The following is a 15,324-nucleotide window of genomic DNA, read 5'->3' as shown; positions in this document are numbered from 1 at the left end:
GCCAGTCAGTAGTCAAAATTCATTAGTCAACAGTCAGTAGTCAACAATAATATCCTAATGGTTGACTTCTTGCCACTGTAACCCATGCTTGAGTGGGGAACGGCTTGATTCAACGTTGACGTTGAGCAACGGTTTTTGGTTAACCCCTGATTGCCTTTGTTTTTCTAACACTGCTCTGGCTAAAGCAGCTTGTCGTTCCACTTCTTCCTTTAAATGCTGCTTACGGGAATACTCAGCTATCTTGATTCTCGCTTTCTGGTAGGTGGGGGTTTCTTTAGGGATTTGAGACAAATACACTAGCGCTTTAATAAAGTTCCCCTGTCCTCCTTGTTCATAGGCTTCTTGTAACAAGTACTCTGCTCGAATCTGTTGCTTTTGCTGATATTCCTTCAGCTTTGCTTGGACTTTAGCACCGGTGCGGGTTTCTGGATGGATTTGTTCGAGTAGTGCGATCGCATTGCTAAAGTCTTGGGCTAATGCTTGTTTGTAGGCTTGCTTTAATAACCCTTGGGCTTCTGCTTCAAGGCGAGGTTTTGCCTTGTTGACTAATGGCTCCATCTTCTTTTGCCAATAGCCAATTGAGGGCATTTTATGGTATCCCTCAAGCACATCTGACCATCGTTCTTGATAAAAGGCTTGCTCTGTAGCCTTAAACAGAGCTTCAGCACTTTGCCATTGTTGCTGCCACTGTTGAATCGTATTTAGGGATTGTTCATAGATCAGGCTATCGCTAGGAATCGATTCTGCTAGTGCGATCGCTTCCTCCAAATCACCGGCTTGATAGTGTTTGATTGCCTTTTGTAGAATATCAAATTCAGAACGAGACGCAGAAGCATTCAGTAAAGCATAAAGTCCGATTAAAATGGCTATAGCATTGGAGCTTGCTGCTCCCACTCCGATTCCTTTCAGTAAAGGTGGCAATTTTGGCCAGCTATACAGGGCGAATTCACGGACATACACTTTCCAATCTAATGGCGGCTCATCAGTAATAATTACTGAGTCTTTATTACTAATTTTTGAGTTTTTATTGCTAAGTTCTGATTCTTTATTGCTAAGTTCTGATTCTTTATTACTAAGTTCTGATTCTTTATTACTAAGTTCTGATTCTTTATTACTAAGTTCTGATTCTTTATTACTAAGTTCTGATTCTTTCTTACTAAGTTCTGAGTCTTTATTCCTGAGTGTTTCCTGCTCAGTTTTGAGTCCTGAGTCAGATTTAGGCGTTGCCTGTTTTAATTGTTGTGAGCTAGACTCCCTAGTCAGTGCTGAGTGTTCAATGGTAACCCTTGAGTCAGACTGAGTATCTAGCACGTTTAATTCAAAAGCGTCATTGTCACTAAACTTGATACTGAGTGGTGAGTGCTCCGTTATCAGTTCTAAGTCAGACTTAGCAATAGATACTTTTAACTCAGGACTTTGAGTACACATGAGTGTTTTAAGTACGATTAAGGCATCATTGGCTGACTGATAGCGTCGTTTGCTGTGGTAATACACCATATGGTTGAGTACAAACGCCATTTGATCGCTAACCGATACATGTTTTCGCCAATCAATCTCACCAGTCTCAGGGTCAGCCAATTGCATTGGGGTCATCCCTGTGAGGGCGTGAATCGCAATCATTCCTAGGGAATAAATGTCACTGTTAGGAAGGGATTGACCAGCAAGTTGCTCTGGGGGTATGTAGGCGAAGGGGCGAATTGTCTTGGATCGATCAGAGGATGGGATCTCGGTCAGATGGGGTTCGATTGGCTTTGAATTAATCAGCTCAGCAGCACCAAAGTCAATCAAAACTAGCCTACGGTCTGACCCTCGTCTGATTAGGTTATTGGGTTTGAGGTCTCTATGAATTATCCCTTGACGGTGAATAAATTCTAGGATGCCTAAAACATCTTGTAATAGTTCAATGCACTGGTTTTCGCTAAAGCGTTTATTACTGTTTTGGCTGATCGGCAGTTCAGTACTAAGAGTTTCTCCGATAATTAACTTTTGAACTAAGTAAAATCCGTGGTGATCTTCAAAATAATCAAGTAGACGAGGAATTTGGTTATGGCTACCCAGTTTGATCAAGGTTTGAGCTTCATTGAGCCAGAGACGCTTAAGAAATTGCCATTTTTGAGGATCATCGCTTTTGGGCTGAAGATACTTAATCACATAGCGGGGATGGCCCTGTTGTCGGGTATCCTCTGCGATATAGGTTTTGCCAAATGCCCCAGCACTTAGAGATTCAATGATTTGATAACGTCCGTTCAGGAGCTTTCCCCATAGGGAATGATTTGGATTAATTGTCAAAGAATTTTTTCCTACCAGAATCACTTCTATTTAGTTTTTTTCAAGAAACCAACAGTGTTTCCGGAATTAGTGGTTTACAGAAGTAATTGGATTTGCTGTAGCATCACCCGGTAGGAAATGGGATGTAAGCAATCAGCTATATTAAATCAGCTATATTAAATCAGCTATATTAAATCAGCTATAGCAGTCGCCAGGGCAGGCGCGGACATGACAAAAGTCTCAAACCTAAGTAAGCGCAAGAGTTTGACTTCTGACTTCTGACTTCTGACTTCTGACTTCTGCTATATCAGTGATCAGCCATTTTAATGATGGACGTTGCTCCCGTTGCGGGATGATCTGAAAATTGTTGACAACCCCAAAGCTTCCACTCTTCACCCCTCTTCCCTCTCCCGATTTTGTCCTCATTTGCTACAACAGAAAACAACTGGGTATAAAAACTATATGCCAGGATAGATATTAGATGTGTGTTCTTCGGTGGTCATCATATTCGCTTCTTAAACATGGACAGTTGAAATTAGCACTATGAGTAAGGATTTAGACTTTAGCCCCCAGGGCTATGAAATTAAACAAGAGTTAGGACAAAATCACGCTGGGGGTAGAGTCACCTACCTGGCGACACAACTGGAGACTCAGCAACCTGTTGTGATTAAGCAGTTGCAGTTTTCCCAATTAGGCACTAGCTGGGCAGAATACGACACTTATGAACGAGAAATTAAACTCCTGCAGCAGCTCAATCATCCTAGCATTCCTCGCTATATCGATTCTTTTGACACTCCCACTGGATTTTGCTTAGTCCAAGAATATAAACCAGCACCTTCCCTCGCCGAAGATTACCACTGGACACCAGAAGAAGTTAAGCAAATTGCGATCGCTGTTTTGGAAGTCTTGGTTTACTTGCAACGGCGGCAACCTCCTGTGATTCATCGAGATATTAAACCAGAAAATATTTTGGTTGATAGACAGGGTAACTTGAAGGTGTATCTAGTAGACTTCGGTTTTGCCCGGATAGCAGGTGGGGATGTGACCCTCAGTAGCGTTGTTAAAGGTAGTGTAGGGTTTATGCCACCAGAGCAGATGTTTAATCGGCAATTGACCAAAGCATCTGATCTGTATAGCTTAGGGATAACCCTGATTTGCTTGCTGACAGGGACAAAATCTAGCGAAATCAACACCTTAGTTGATGAGAATTATCGGATTAATTTCAAACAACTGTTGCCCAAGCTAAATCCCCAGTTTATTCATTGGCTAGACAAAATGGTTGCACCTAACCTCAAACATCGCTATCCCGATGCCGCAACTGCCCTAAAAGCCCTGAAGCAGATTGATGTAGTGAATGATGTCACTCCTCTAAAAACACTATTGCGGGCTATACAACCAACAAAAGCAGTAGTAAAACTTGCCACCCTCAGCCTTGTGGCTGCTTCTTCATCGGCTATAACCTATGCCTGGCTCACCAGTCCAGCCAGACAGTTGCTAACCAGTGGAGAATGCCCAGGCTGCAATCTCCCAAATATCAACCTACAGGATAAGAACCTCAAGCAAGCTAAGCTGGAGGGGGCTAATCTCAGTGGTGCCGACCTAGAGGGGGCTAACCTGTGGAGAGCTAACCTCAGGGGGGCTAACCTGTGGGGAGCTAACCTAGAGGGGGCTAACCTAAACGGTGCTCGCTTGCATGGTGCTAACCTGGGCGGGGCTAACCTCAAGGGCGCTAACTTTGACATCAGGAGGGCTCAGCGCCAGGGCATTAACCTCAAGGGCGCAATTATGCCTGATGGCTCTGTAAATAAGTAGTTCATCGTGTCTGGTTGAATACTTATCATTCTGGGTTAATCGTCAATTGAAAATCGATAATTGAAATTGAAAATTAACAATTAACAATTAACAATTAACAATTAACAATTAACGATTAACCTGAATAGGAAGTGATTAACCTGACTCGAGATCACTATTAAATTGGAAGATGTGACCAGAACGAGCACGAGAGTATTTCACTGTTGCTATCTGGTTAGAGGAGCGATCGCGTAATGTGATCAATCCTGATTTATTGCTCAAGTGCATGTCTGATTGAGTTAAACGGGTGATGGGGAAGCGCTTAACTTCGTTAGGTTGGAGAATGCCACTCAGGAGTTGGGGACGACCTAGTTTATCTGCCATCTCCCAGCCAGTGAGGTCAATGGCTTCACTGGTCACATTCTTCAACTCAACCCACTCCCTTCCCCCTTGATCGGAACCTTCAGGATTAGGTAATGCCGCTACGATTATCACAGGACCATCATTCTTAATGATATCATCTACTGGCACAACTTTTGTACCATCCTCCGGTTCTTTTGTGCCATCCTTGCTTAGGAAGATGGGAAAGAAGGAACGAATAAACTCGCCACGGCTACCATTGGGATTGGTACTGCGGTAGAGGACTAAATCGTAAGTGGCATCATTGATAGTAATTCGACCCTTGTCACGAATTTTGCCATAGACACTTTCATGCGGAGGCAACGGTTGCGAGCGCGATTTCACATTCAGGACTTGGTCCAACAAAAAATCCCCCTTTCTTCTTGAATAATTGAGCAATCACATTGCCTTGCATATCAGTCACGTTTTGGGTCATTTGTAACGTGACCACGTTGGGATTATTCGGTCCTTCATTACCTCGTAAATCATACTTGTAGCCGAGAAAATTGACTCGCTGATTTTTTTCATCAAGGTAGAATTTTACCCATGAGTGGTAACCAGATATAGTGCCAAGGGTTTCTCGTTGATCTCCAGAGCGGATATTGTATTTTCCTTCTCCAACAAATACATGCTCAAAGCCAGAAGCAAAGTGAGTTGATTTGCCCCTGAAGTAATTGGTGTAGAGTTCAAACCAGATTCGCTGTAGCTTGACTCTAAATTGCTGCTCCGAAAGAGTCTCACCTAACTCGTTAATATAGTTTCGGGCAAGCTGGATCGGTTTTGTAGAGAGAATCAGAGAAATGAAATCTAACTGCTCATGTTCTTCTTGTTCAGGAGTAAATTCTGGGTCAAGAGAGCGGATAGCGTAGTTATCTAAGAGTTTAATGAAACTGACATAGGTGCGGGTTTCATCGAACAATTTGTCTTCATTGACTTTATAGAATAAGGGTCGGGTGGCTAAGTCGATTTACCGTTGACCGCTAGCTTTGACCTGCTCATCTAATAGAATGTCAGCAGTTTCGTCTTCCCATTCTCCGGAGCTAGTGCGAGTGCTAACCGAGAATTGGTTTTCGTCACTTTCCCAAATTTGCTGATAAATATTGGTTTTGCTCATGTCTCTCTTGTTTAAGTTAAATGATGTAAAGGTTGTTGAAGATATCTATGCCAATTTGAATGATATACGGTCAACGGTCAACGGTCAATAAATCTATCCTAGGCTAAGTATTTTCAGGAAACAGCACCCTTGAGGGTACTTTTTTATTGCTCAGTCACCCAGGGGATAATCTCAAATTTGATTTGTAGTGATACTCAAATCTTGCACCATTCTCAATAAGCTTGGTTCATGTAGGGTGGGCAGTGCACCAGACAGATAATGAAGCTTGCAAAGGGCTTTGGTAGGCACTGCCCACCCTACGATTAATGACTGAAGCAGGGGGTAGTTTCAAATCTGATTTGTAGTTATACCAATTCTGTAAATTATGGCTACACATCAATTTCGTCTCCCCATTTACCCCATCTCCCCGCGCCCGATCCTCATTTAAATTGTGACAATGCAATAGTTTTGCAGCACCTACACCACCGATTAAACTCGCTTAACCCACTACACCCACTGCTACTACTTCGTGGCGACAATGCAATAGTTTTATAGCACCCACTAAACCCATTACCACTATTTCATTTACTAATCCTATTACCACCACTCCACCTATCCGACCCCCGATACTCCTTAAGATGGCGACAATGCAATAGTTTTAAAGCGCCCACAGCACCTATTTAGCTCACTTAACCTACTCCACCCACTCCGGCTACTCCGTGGCGATAATGCAATAGTTTTTCTAACCCCTTGCATTTTCTTTAAAATCTGGTTATAATAATAGTATCGTTAAAGCAATGGTTTTTGACTCATGATGATTTCTACCGCACAAGCCGCTGAATTACTAGGTGTTTCCGCCACTCGCGTCCGTTACCTTCTGGGCAAGGGCAGAGTCAAAGGGGCATATAAGGTCGGTAGAACTTGGGTGATTCCTCTGTTTGATGGCATGCCAGTGGTCACGCCTGGCACTCGCGGACCAAAGCGGAATTGGTCAAAGCGTACAAATTACACGAAGGCTGTAATCCACGTTAATCAGAAAGTCATTCGCCAAAATCACAACACCGGGGAACGCAATCCAGTGATTACGGTAAAACGAGGCTCTAAAAACATTTACGGTCATACGGTAGAAGTCAATGGCCCCTGTCGGGTGATGTATCGCCCTGATAATCCGCTACATTGTGGCGCAAGGGTCTGGATTGAGACTATCTCGGATTTTAAAGTTATTTGAGCCAGGACTTTCACGGGGTGACAAGCAGCTTGAAAGCATGAACCAGTGAGCTTTAAATAACATTGACCAAGCGTAAAAATCAGGATTTGTAATTATCTTTTTCACGAAAAGGACAGGTATTGCATTTTTAGCTTAGATCTAAACCTAAGAGGTATTTTTTTATCCAATAAAACTCCGTATATCTTTCCCCTCCTGGGAGGGGTTAGGGGGGTTCCTCTTGCCTCTTGCCTTTTGCCTCTTGCTTTTTTATGGAATACATGTATTTACAATCCAGATACAAACGCGCTTATGCGATTGACCTTGGCCTTTTGGCCTTTTGGCCACGCTACGCGAACGGCCACGCTACGCGAATGGTCACGCTACGCGAACGCTTAAGAACGATGAACCCTCACCCGCTTATCAGGCTTTTGCTTTCTGACCCAGGCTAAAAACTTCTGCATCTGAGGGTCATTTTTTAAGGCTTCACAGGTATTCAATTCCAGAGCTAAACGAGTATTTGGGAATAAAGCATGTATTTGTCGGTGACAAGCAGGACAAATAGTAATCGTTGGACCAGGTTTCATCTTTTTTCGCTTAGTGTTTTGTCTAGGAATCAAGTGATGAACTGTCAATCGCTCTACATCTCTTCCGCAAAGTTCACAAGTCATTGATAATTATAAAAGTTCTGAATTGGGTGAGGTACTTTCGTCCTAGGGAGTAGGGAGTAGGGAGTAGGGAGTAGGGAGTAGGGAGTAGGGAGTAGGGAGTAGGCAAGAGGCAAGAGGCAAGAGGCAATAGGCAAGAGGCAATAGGCAATAGGCAATAGGGAAAAAATCCTGTGGACTTCATTACTACGATAACCGTAAAATCCTAAGTGTTGAACATCTCAAATAAACATGCTATATCATGAAAGCTTGGTCAATAATTTTATATCTAGTTATCGGTATAGTTATCGGTACTTTTTTAGGTATTATACTACAAAAGTCTGCTCAAGTAGACCAGTTGTTCAGACGCTACGGTATCCTCAGCACTTCCACCATTAAGGATAATCAAAGCAAACCAGTTCCTGCAAATTTTCAAGGGAAGATGTCCCTATTTATTTTGGCAGGACAGTCGAATATGTCAGGAAGTGGTAAGCTGACACCTGCTAGTTCTGTTACTCACCCCAGAGTTTTTGTCTTTGGAAACGATTACCGCTGGCATCTAGCCAAAGAACCGATTGATTCACCAAGTGGACAAGTTGATCGCGTCTCAGAAGATAAGTCAGCTGGAGTCAGTCCAGGGATGGCGTTTGCTACTGAATTGCTCAAATACCATCCTGAACTGATTGTTGGTTTAATTCCCTGTGCTAAATGGGATTCTAGTATTCAACAGTGGCAAAGACATCTAAGTGAAGATACTTTGTATGGCTCTTGCTTAAAACGAGCCTATGCAGCTTCACTAATGGGAGAAATTAAAGGTTTACTATTCTTTCAGGGAGAAAGTGATGCCCTTAATCCTCAAGCCTACCCAAGTCGAAGATTGTTCCCTAATCAGTGGGCTGATAAATTTGTTAGGTTGGTAAAAGATTTCCGTCAAGACCTAGGGAAACCTGAGTTACCAGTAGTTTTTGCTCAAATTGGCACCACTACTGATCCAGAAAAGCTCCCGAACTGGGAAACCGTGAAAGCGCAACAGGAAACAGTCCAGTTACCAGCTACTGGGATGATTACCACAGATGACTTGGTTTTGCAAGACCATGTCCACTTGACAAGGGAAAGTTATTTGATTGTTGGAAAAAGATTTGCTAAAGCGTTTTGGAAACTTACTGATCAGTGACATCATCTTTGGAATTTACTAGTCGAGGATTATGGCATCAATTAATTAATGAAAACCTGGACAGTTATTTCCTTTCTAGCTATCGGTCTTTTTATTGGTATTCTTCTCCAGAAGTATTATCCAGTCGGTAAGTTTATCAAACGCTACGGTATTATTAGTCGCTTCTTAGTTAAGCAGAAATCTGAGTCTCGGGAAATCAATGTGATTCCACCAGATTTTCAAGGCAAGATGTCCCTATTTATTTTGGCAGGACAGTCGAATATGTCCGGAACAGGTAAGCTAACACCTGCTAGTTCCGTTACTCACCCCAACGTTTTTGTGTTTGGAAACGATTACCGCTGGCATCTAGCCACCGAACCGATTGATTCACAAACCAAACAAGTTGATAAAGTTTCGGAAGATAAGTCAGCTGGGGTAGGTCCGGGGATGGCGTTTGCTACTGAATTATTGAAATACAATCCTGAGCTAATCATCGGTTTGATTCCTTGTGCCAAGTCTGGCAGTGCCATTCAACAGTGGCAAAGAAGCCTGAGTGAGGATACCCTTTATGGCTCTTGCTTAAAGCGAGTAGGTGCTGCTTCTGTGATGGGAGAAATCACCGGTATACTTTTCTTTCAAGGGGAAAAAGATGCTCAAAAGCCTTCTCAAGACTCAGATATAACGTTTTTCCCCAATCAGTGGGCTGATAAATTTGTTACCTTGGTAAAAGATTTCCGTCAAGACTTAGGTAAACCTAAGTTACCAGTAGTTTTTGCTCAAATTGGCACTACTACTGATCCAGAAACGCTCCCGAACTGGGAAACCGTGAAAGCGCAACAGGCAACAGTCCAGTTACCAGCTACTAGGATGATTACTACAGATGACTTGGCTTTACAAGACTATGTCCACTTGACAACCGAAAGTTATTTGATTGTTGGAAAACGATTTGCTAAAGCATTTTGGAAACTGACTCAAAGATAATACTCAAAGATAATAGGGTGCATCAAGACAGGGAAAACTAGAGGAAACGTCGCCATTGATTCCGGTCAAGCTTGATGAACATCTTATCTAAAACAGTTCCAGGGTTTTTAATTGGTAGCATCGCCATCATTGCAGCAATTCCCACAGTGGTGATATCAACACCAGCTGCGAAAAGTATTGCGCAACAGATTACTGTCCGGATTGATGGTCCAAAACAGGGTGGGAGTGGGATAATTGTTGAACGCCAAGGAAATATCTATTATATCCTGACTAGTGCTCATGTGCTACAAAAAGCTGGCATCTACAGGATTCAAACCCCTGATGGCAATCGTTATCCTGTAGACTCCCGTTATATCAGACGGATGCCAGGGGTAGATTTAGCGATCTTACCTTTCATTAGCACCTCTAACTACCCAGTTGCTAGGTTAGGGAATTCCCACCAAATCAGTGCAGGTCAAAGGGTTTATGTGGCTGGATGGCCTCGTTCTGGAGGTGCTTCTCAACAACGGCGGTTTATTAATACTGAAGGACTGCTGACGGATGCTGCTTCTAAACTTCCTAGGGGATATGCTCTGAGTTATACCAATTTGGTGAGAGTTGGGATGAGTGGTGGACCGGTATTAGACCATCAGGGGCGGGTAATTGGCATTAATGGCATGGTCAGGTTAGTGGGTGATTCTGACACAATTGTGGCATCTGGGATTAGCATTGACACCTATTTAACCTGGCGCTCTCAGCTGAAACTGCCAACTCCTGTAAAGACTCCTCAAGTCGCTGTCTCTCCTACAGCTGCCTCTGCCAAGACCGGAACAGTTTTCTACAAGTTGGCCAATACCCTTAAAGTAGGGACTGGCTCAGTGAGTTCTGTGGCAATTGGCACCCTTGCTCAAGGGAGATCAGTAAAGGGATTGATGGCCGCTAGTGGTCATAGTGATGGCACTATCTCCCTGTGGAATCTGTCAACTGGTCAATTAATTCGTACCTGGCGAGGGCACGGTGGCGCAGTGAATGCTGTGGTGATTAGTCCGGATGGTCAAACTTTAGTCAGTGGCGGTGATGACCGTATGATCAAGACCTGGAATCTTAACACTGGTAAACCGTTAGTTACCCTGACTGGACATCAAGATACAGTGGCGACTTTAGCCTTCAGTGGCGATAGCAAAACTTTAGTTAGTGGCAGCTGGGACAATACTATTAAGATTTGGCAGGTGGCTAAGGGTCAACTGTTGCATACCCTTACCGGACATTTAGGTTCGGTGAATTCTGTTGAAATCTCTCCTGATGGCAAAACCTTAGTCAGTGGTTCTCAAGATACCACTATTCGGCTGTGGAATCTAGCTACAGGTAAGTTAGTGCGTATCTTTAAGGGACATTCTCGATCGGTATCGTCTGTAGCGATTAGTCTGGATGGGAAGACCTTAGCCAGTGGTGGAGGAGACGGCACGATTCGCTTGTGGAATCTTAACACTGGTAAACTGACTAGAACGTTGACGGGTCACACAGATGGGGTGTGGTCAGTAACGATTACTAGAGATGGAAGTACCTTGATTAGCGGTAGTTGGGATAAGACCATTAAGTTGTGGGATATGAGGAGCGCTCAGTTGAAAAGCACCTTAAATGGTCATTCGGGCTATGTTGTGGCTGTTGCTTTGAGCCAGGATGGTCAAACCCTAGTTAGTGGTGGTTGGGATCAGCAGATTAGAATTTGGAGAAAGGAAATCTCTAATTAACTTGAATTAACTTGAGTTTAAGATAAGCGATTCGGCAAAGCCGTTCGCGTAGCGTGGCCTTCGGCCTCCGCTTCGCGAACGCACTCCTAGGCATTCCTAATATCAAGTCTGGTTGAATATCCATAATTAAGGAGAGGGTGGGGAGATGGGGAGATGGGGAGATGGGGAGATTTTTATTAAGGGTAATTACCCTGACATGATATAAAGCCGTAATTGATATCTGGTTAAAATTGCCATATTATCTCAATTAATATCTCAATTTAAATGTCGTTGTTGTCTACACCATCAACCGGTCAAATAATCCCACGCTTTAATAAATTCAACAATTTGGCTCACTGGAGGCAGGGTTGATACTGGTATTGATGGTGTTGTAGTGTCTTCAGATTGCTCGCTCCAGCTTGATTGATTCATCAGATACTTCCCAAAATATTGATTATAATAAATACTTAATGAGTAGTCTCTAGAGTTAGTAATAATTGTCTGAGTCGGAGCAATAAAGAAGTTAGCAGATGATTTTATTTCTGGTGCTAAATTAGCGGTTTTAATTGGTTTAAGCTGCTCAATAGTTTGGCAAATATTTGTAATTAATTTATGTATTTGCTGTTTGTCTTGATTATTTAAACTGTATATTGAGCGTGAGGGTAGGCTATTTAATAGGGTCACAATATTGCGATGAGTTTGACCTCCATCTTTGAAGGGGACAATTGCCAAGTAAGCGATAATGAATAAGTCAGCGTTGTTGCTTGTAAAGGTAATGGTTGTTCTGCGGACACCAACCTCAAGGCTGGGGGCTTGATTGAAGACTTCAGAAACATTAGCTATCTGATTGTAAATCGAGGCTAAAGCCAAATTCGCTTTGAGGTCTAACGGGGTATCAACGATAATTTTTACTGTTGGCAGGGTCTCGTTGAAAAACGTTTTGGCAGCTTCGGAAGACAGACGGATAATTTGACTTTTATCGCCATCGGGACTCAAGTCAACCCATTCACAGATCAATCCTTCGGTTTTGAGACCAAACCGGGAAACGGCATATAGTTTTGCCCCAGTGAGGGTAGCACCAGTCAAATCTGCTCCAATCCAATTGGCTTTAATCAGCCTGGCCTTACTAAGATCAGCGTGTACTAAACTGGTATTAACTAAATTGGCATTGCTCAAATCAGCCCCAACTAAGGTAGCTCCACTTAATTTAGCGTTGCTGAGATCAGCCCAACTGAGGTTTGCTCCACTTAAATCAGCCCAGCGTAGATTTGCCCCACTGAGATCGGCTCCCCTAAAATTGGCACAGGTGAGATTTCCTTGTCTGATTTCAACCCCTTTAAGATTGCTACCGCTGAAATCGGCTTTGTACAGATTTGTTCCATTTAAGTGGGCTCCCTTCAAATTTGCTTGACTAAGGGTTGCCCCGGCTAAATTGGCTTCATTGAAGGTAGCGCGGCTGAGATTAGCTTGTCTGAGGGTGGCTTCTCGTAAATCAGCACCAGAGAGGTTTGCTGCGGTTAGATTTGCTCCACTTAGGGAACCACGAACCATCTCAGCACGAATCAGTGATGCCTGAATCAGTTGGGCACCTCTTAAATCAGCCCGAATCAAATTTGCTACATTGAGCTGTGCTTGTGTTAACTTGGCTTTAGAGAGATTGGCACCACTGAGTCTAGCAACGTTTAAGTTGGCTCTGCTGAGGTTTGTGCCGCTCAAGTTAGCACCACTTAAGTTAGTTACCCTCAGGTTAGCTTCACTCAAGTCGGCACCACTAAGAGTAGCGCTGCTTAGGTTAAGTTCAGTAAGATCCGCAGCTGTAAAATCTCTTACCCCTGCTGCATATTGTTGGATAATTTCCCTGACATTCATTACAATCTAACAAAAATTAATATTTATCATGGCATAGGCTGAATCCCGCAACAGAGATAATGAAAATTGGTATTGTAGGACTGGGATTGATGGGTGGATCCCTAGGATTGGACTTGAGAGCACAAGGTCACCAGGTCTTGGGAGTCTCTCGTCAACCAAAAACCTGTCAATTCGCACGTGATCACGGCATTGTTGATGATGCGAGTATTGACTTAAGTATCCTAGCCACAGCAGAGGTTGTATTTATTTGCACCCCGATAGCCGCGATCGCCTCTACTGTCAAGGATTTAGTCAACTATCTTTACAAGGATACCGTAATCACTGATATTGGTTCGGTCAAAATGCCAGTGGTTAGAGAAATGGCTCCCCTGTGGGAAAATTTTGTAGGTGGTCATCCGATGTCAGGAAGGGAATACAGTGGTGTGGAAGCTGCGGTGTCGAATCTATTTGCCGGAAACCCTTACGTACTGACGCCGATTGAGACAACACCACCACCAGCACTTGAGAAGGTGGAGGAGATTGTGCGATCGCTTAAGTCATTGGTTTACATCACAAGCCCGGAAAACCATGACCAAGCGGTAGCATGGATTTCTCATCTACCGGTGATGGTGAGTGGGAGTTTGATTGATGCTTGTATGCAGGAGACTGACCCAGTGGTGTTGAGGTTAGCCCAACAGTTAGCTAGTTCTGGTTTTCGTGATACTAGCCGTGTTGGGGGTGGTAATCCAGAACTGGGAATAATGATGGCTCGTTACAATCAGGAGTCGATAATGCGATCGCTTGTAGGGTATCGCGATCGCCTTGACCAGATAATTGAGGTGATTGAACAGGAAGATTGGTCAAGTCTGGAAAAAATCTTTGAAACTACTCATGTAGCTCGGAAAAAGTTTGTTTCCTGAGTTTGTTGAGTTTGTTATTGAGCTAATTAGAAAGCCACCACTGCTAATCCCACCAAGCAGTGTTTATTTTAAGCTGACGGCTGAACGCTGACCGCTGTTCGCGTAGCGTGCGCGTAGCGCATATGCTTACCTTGTTACAGTTTTTCAAATGTAAGCAGGTACACAAAATTAATTACAAATTTGCAAAAACTGAAACTCTTTTAATTCAAGGGTTACAGAGAATTATAGTAGGTAATTAATTCGGCGCGCGGTACTTACTATGATACAGTAATAAGTTACTCTCTCATCACCTGATACTGCGTTCCTAAAAAATAAAGTTTTGTAAAAAAAAACTTCCTGTATACTAACTTGGTATATAGTGTAAATTTGGATATGCTAAGTAGGTGGGCGTAATTAAGTGTAAGAGTTGATTTAGCAGATGGGTGAAGTAGAGATTGGAGTCGGAACCAAAGGGGCCACCAACGTGCCTAGTAGCCCAAGCCATAGAACAGCCGGTACTAGAACTGGAAAATTGGGTAAAAATAGAACAACCCAATGTCCATGTCGATGAAACCCCTTGGGGGGTCATTGGGGTAAAGGAATGGTTATGGCTAGTCGCCAACCAGGATTTTTGCCTATAAAGAGCAGCAGATACACGTTCACGAAAAGAACTAGAGTCACTGCTAGGAGATAAGTATGGTGGAGTTCGAGCGCAGCGACGAAAAGCGTGTATACTAATGGTTACCCTGTAGTAGCCCAACAAAAGTGCTTGGCACATATGCGCAGGCATTTCAAGGGTTTAATTAAATGTCCTGGATTACACAATGAGAGTATTGGCAAAGCATTTATTAGTCTGCAAGATGTGCGCTTTTGAGCATTATCACTTATGGCAAACCCAGGCTGATCATAAAGCTTACGAATTATGGGCCAAGGAATTCAAATCCAAATTAAGTAAAGCTTTCAATAAATGGATACCGCAAGGGGGAGCAAGAGCTTTGAGGCTTTTAAATAATCTCCAAAACAAGTTTGATCAGTGGTGGTATTTTCGCCATGCATCCAGAAGTACCTCCTGAAACAATTTGGCAGAACGTTGTCATTGATTGGCTGTTACAAAGCGTAAGGGAGCGCGGAGGTTCTCGCTCCTTGGAAAGATTTGAAAACACCGCCAGACTTTTGACTGTTGTGCAAACCTGTCGTTCTCAGCAACGTTGTGTCGTCAACTTTTTTGCTGAAGCATTACGTGCCCACATCGGTCGTGACATGGGTTTTCCTTAACTTATCCCTATTTTTACGACCTGAATCCTTACCTCGAATGTTATTTCGAGACACCTG

The 15,324-nt window shown here is 43.2% G+C and carries 18 protein-coding genes; 9 read left to right on the top strand and 9 right to left on the bottom strand.

Going from position 1 to position 15,324, the window contains the following annotated elements:
- Positions 1-54: 54 nt before the first annotated feature.
- Both F6K49_RS11095 and F6K49_RS11090 read right to left on the bottom strand, forming a co-directional pair.
- The gene (locus F6K49_RS11095) at positions 55-2,289 is read right to left on the bottom strand and encodes a protein kinase (protein WP_293096609.1); all 2,235 of its coding nucleotides are present in this window, start codon (positions 2,287-2,289) and stop codon (positions 55-57) included.
- Positions 2,290-2,514: 225 nt separating this feature from the next.
- Positions 2,515-2,664, bottom strand: a complete 150-nt coding sequence (locus F6K49_RS11090; RefSeq protein WP_293096606.1) for a hypothetical protein — start codon at positions 2,662-2,664, stop codon at positions 2,515-2,517.
- 147 nt (positions 2,665-2,811) lie between these two features.
- Here F6K49_RS11090 and F6K49_RS11085 point away from each other — a divergent pair, with 147 nt between their 5' ends.
- A complete protein-coding gene (locus F6K49_RS11085) occupies positions 2,812-4,080 on the top strand; it encodes a serine/threonine-protein kinase (protein WP_293021365.1) in 1,269 nt (422 codons plus the stop codon).
- 135 nt (positions 4,081-4,215) lie between these two features.
- Here the strand turns inward: F6K49_RS11085 and F6K49_RS11080 are convergent, their stop codons facing one another.
- From F6K49_RS11080 to F6K49_RS11070, 3 genes are read right to left on the bottom strand one after another with little or no spacing between them, the layout of a single operon-like run.
- A complete protein-coding gene (locus F6K49_RS11080; protein ID WP_293096603.1) occupies positions 4,216-4,782 on the bottom strand; it encodes a lamin tail domain-containing protein in 567 nt (188 codons plus the stop codon).
- Complete coding sequence (locus F6K49_RS11075; RefSeq protein ID WP_293096600.1) at positions 4,769-5,377, bottom strand: hypothetical protein; 609 nt, start codon at positions 5,375-5,377, stop codon at positions 4,769-4,771. Before F6K49_RS11075 ends, F6K49_RS11080 begins: the two co-directional genes overlap by 14 nt.
- 48 nt (positions 5,378-5,425) lie before the next feature.
- The gene (locus F6K49_RS11070; protein ID WP_293096597.1) at positions 5,426-5,572 is read right to left on the bottom strand and encodes a hypothetical protein; all 147 of its coding nucleotides are present in this window, start codon (positions 5,570-5,572) and stop codon (positions 5,426-5,428) included.
- Positions 5,573-6,362: 790 nt separating this feature from the next.
- Between F6K49_RS11070 and F6K49_RS11065 the strand changes: the two genes are divergently transcribed.
- Both F6K49_RS11065 and F6K49_RS11060 read left to right on the top strand, forming a co-directional pair.
- On the top strand, positions 6,363-6,779 hold the full coding sequence (locus F6K49_RS11065; protein ID WP_293021371.1) for a helix-turn-helix domain-containing protein: 417 nt from the start codon (positions 6,363-6,365) through the stop codon (positions 6,777-6,779).
- A 231-nt stretch (positions 6,780-7,010) separates the two neighbouring features.
- Positions 7,011-7,154, top strand: coding sequence for a hypothetical protein (locus F6K49_RS11060; RefSeq protein ID WP_293040310.1), 144 nt, complete (start codon positions 7,011-7,013; stop codon positions 7,152-7,154).
- On the opposite strand, the gene F6K49_RS11055 is transcribed toward F6K49_RS11060, so the two are convergent.
- Positions 7,151-7,426 carry an HNH endonuclease gene (locus F6K49_RS11055; protein ID WP_008177627.1) on the bottom strand — a complete coding sequence of 92 codons (276 nt, stop codon included), beginning with the start codon at positions 7,424-7,426 and terminating at the stop codon, positions 7,151-7,153. The two genes, F6K49_RS11060 and F6K49_RS11055, sit on opposite strands and share 4 nt — an antisense overlap.
- A complete protein-coding gene (locus F6K49_RS11050; protein WP_293096594.1) occupies positions 7,416-7,607 on the bottom strand; it encodes a hypothetical protein in 192 nt (63 codons plus the stop codon). The genes F6K49_RS11055 and F6K49_RS11050 overlap by 11 nt, the downstream gene beginning before the upstream one ends.
- A gap of 57 nt (positions 7,608-7,664) precedes the next feature.
- On the opposite strand from F6K49_RS11050, the gene F6K49_RS11045 reads away from it, so the two are divergent.
- The 3 genes from F6K49_RS11045 (at position 7,665) to F6K49_RS11035 (ending at position 11,266) form a co-directional block, all read left to right on the top strand.
- Positions 7,665-8,576 carry a sialate O-acetylesterase gene (locus F6K49_RS11045; protein WP_293096591.1) on the top strand — a complete coding sequence of 304 codons (912 nt, stop codon included), beginning with the start codon at positions 7,665-7,667 and terminating at the stop codon, positions 8,574-8,576.
- A 48-nt stretch (positions 8,577-8,624) separates the two neighbouring features.
- A complete protein-coding gene (locus tag F6K49_RS11040; protein ID WP_293096586.1) occupies positions 8,625-9,536 on the top strand; it encodes a sialate O-acetylesterase in 912 nt (303 codons plus the stop codon).
- 74 nt (positions 9,537-9,610) lie between these two features.
- Entirely contained in the window at positions 9,611-11,266 is a 1,656-nt protein-coding gene (locus F6K49_RS11035) for a trypsin-like peptidase domain-containing protein (protein WP_293096583.1), read from the top strand.
- Here F6K49_RS11035 and F6K49_RS11030 read toward each other — a convergent pair.
- On the bottom strand, positions 11,259-11,390 hold the full coding sequence (locus tag F6K49_RS11030) for a hypothetical protein (RefSeq protein WP_293096580.1): 132 nt from the start codon (positions 11,388-11,390) through the stop codon (positions 11,259-11,261). The genes F6K49_RS11035 and F6K49_RS11030 overlap by 8 nt on opposite strands.
- A gap of 161 nt (positions 11,391-11,551) precedes the next feature.
- A complete protein-coding gene (locus F6K49_RS11025; protein ID WP_293096577.1) occupies positions 11,552-13,114 on the bottom strand; it encodes a pentapeptide repeat-containing protein in 1,563 nt (520 codons plus the stop codon).
- A gap of 59 nt (positions 13,115-13,173) precedes the next feature.
- Here F6K49_RS11025 and F6K49_RS11020 point away from each other — a divergent pair, with 59 nt between their 5' ends.
- From F6K49_RS11020 to F6K49_RS11010, 3 genes are all read left to right on the top strand, one after another.
- Positions 13,174-14,013 (top strand): prephenate/arogenate dehydrogenase, encoded by an 840-nt coding sequence (locus F6K49_RS11020; RefSeq protein ID WP_293096574.1) that lies wholly within the window; start codon positions 13,174-13,176, stop codon positions 14,011-14,013.
- A gap of 434 nt (positions 14,014-14,447) precedes the next feature.
- On the top strand, positions 14,448-14,633 hold the full coding sequence (locus F6K49_RS11015; RefSeq protein ID WP_293021380.1) for a hypothetical protein: 186 nt from the start codon (positions 14,448-14,450) through the stop codon (positions 14,631-14,633).
- Between the two features lie 385 nt (positions 14,634-15,018).
- Positions 15,019-15,267 carry a hypothetical protein gene (locus tag F6K49_RS11010; RefSeq protein WP_293096571.1) on the top strand — a complete coding sequence of 83 codons (249 nt, stop codon included), beginning with the start codon at positions 15,019-15,021 and terminating at the stop codon, positions 15,265-15,267.
- Positions 15,268-15,324 lie beyond the last annotated feature (57 nt).

This window comes from Moorena sp. SIO3I6, assembly GCF_010672095.1.
Note: the sequence above shows the minus strand (reverse complement) of the source record. Positions and strands in the feature narration are given on the sequence as shown.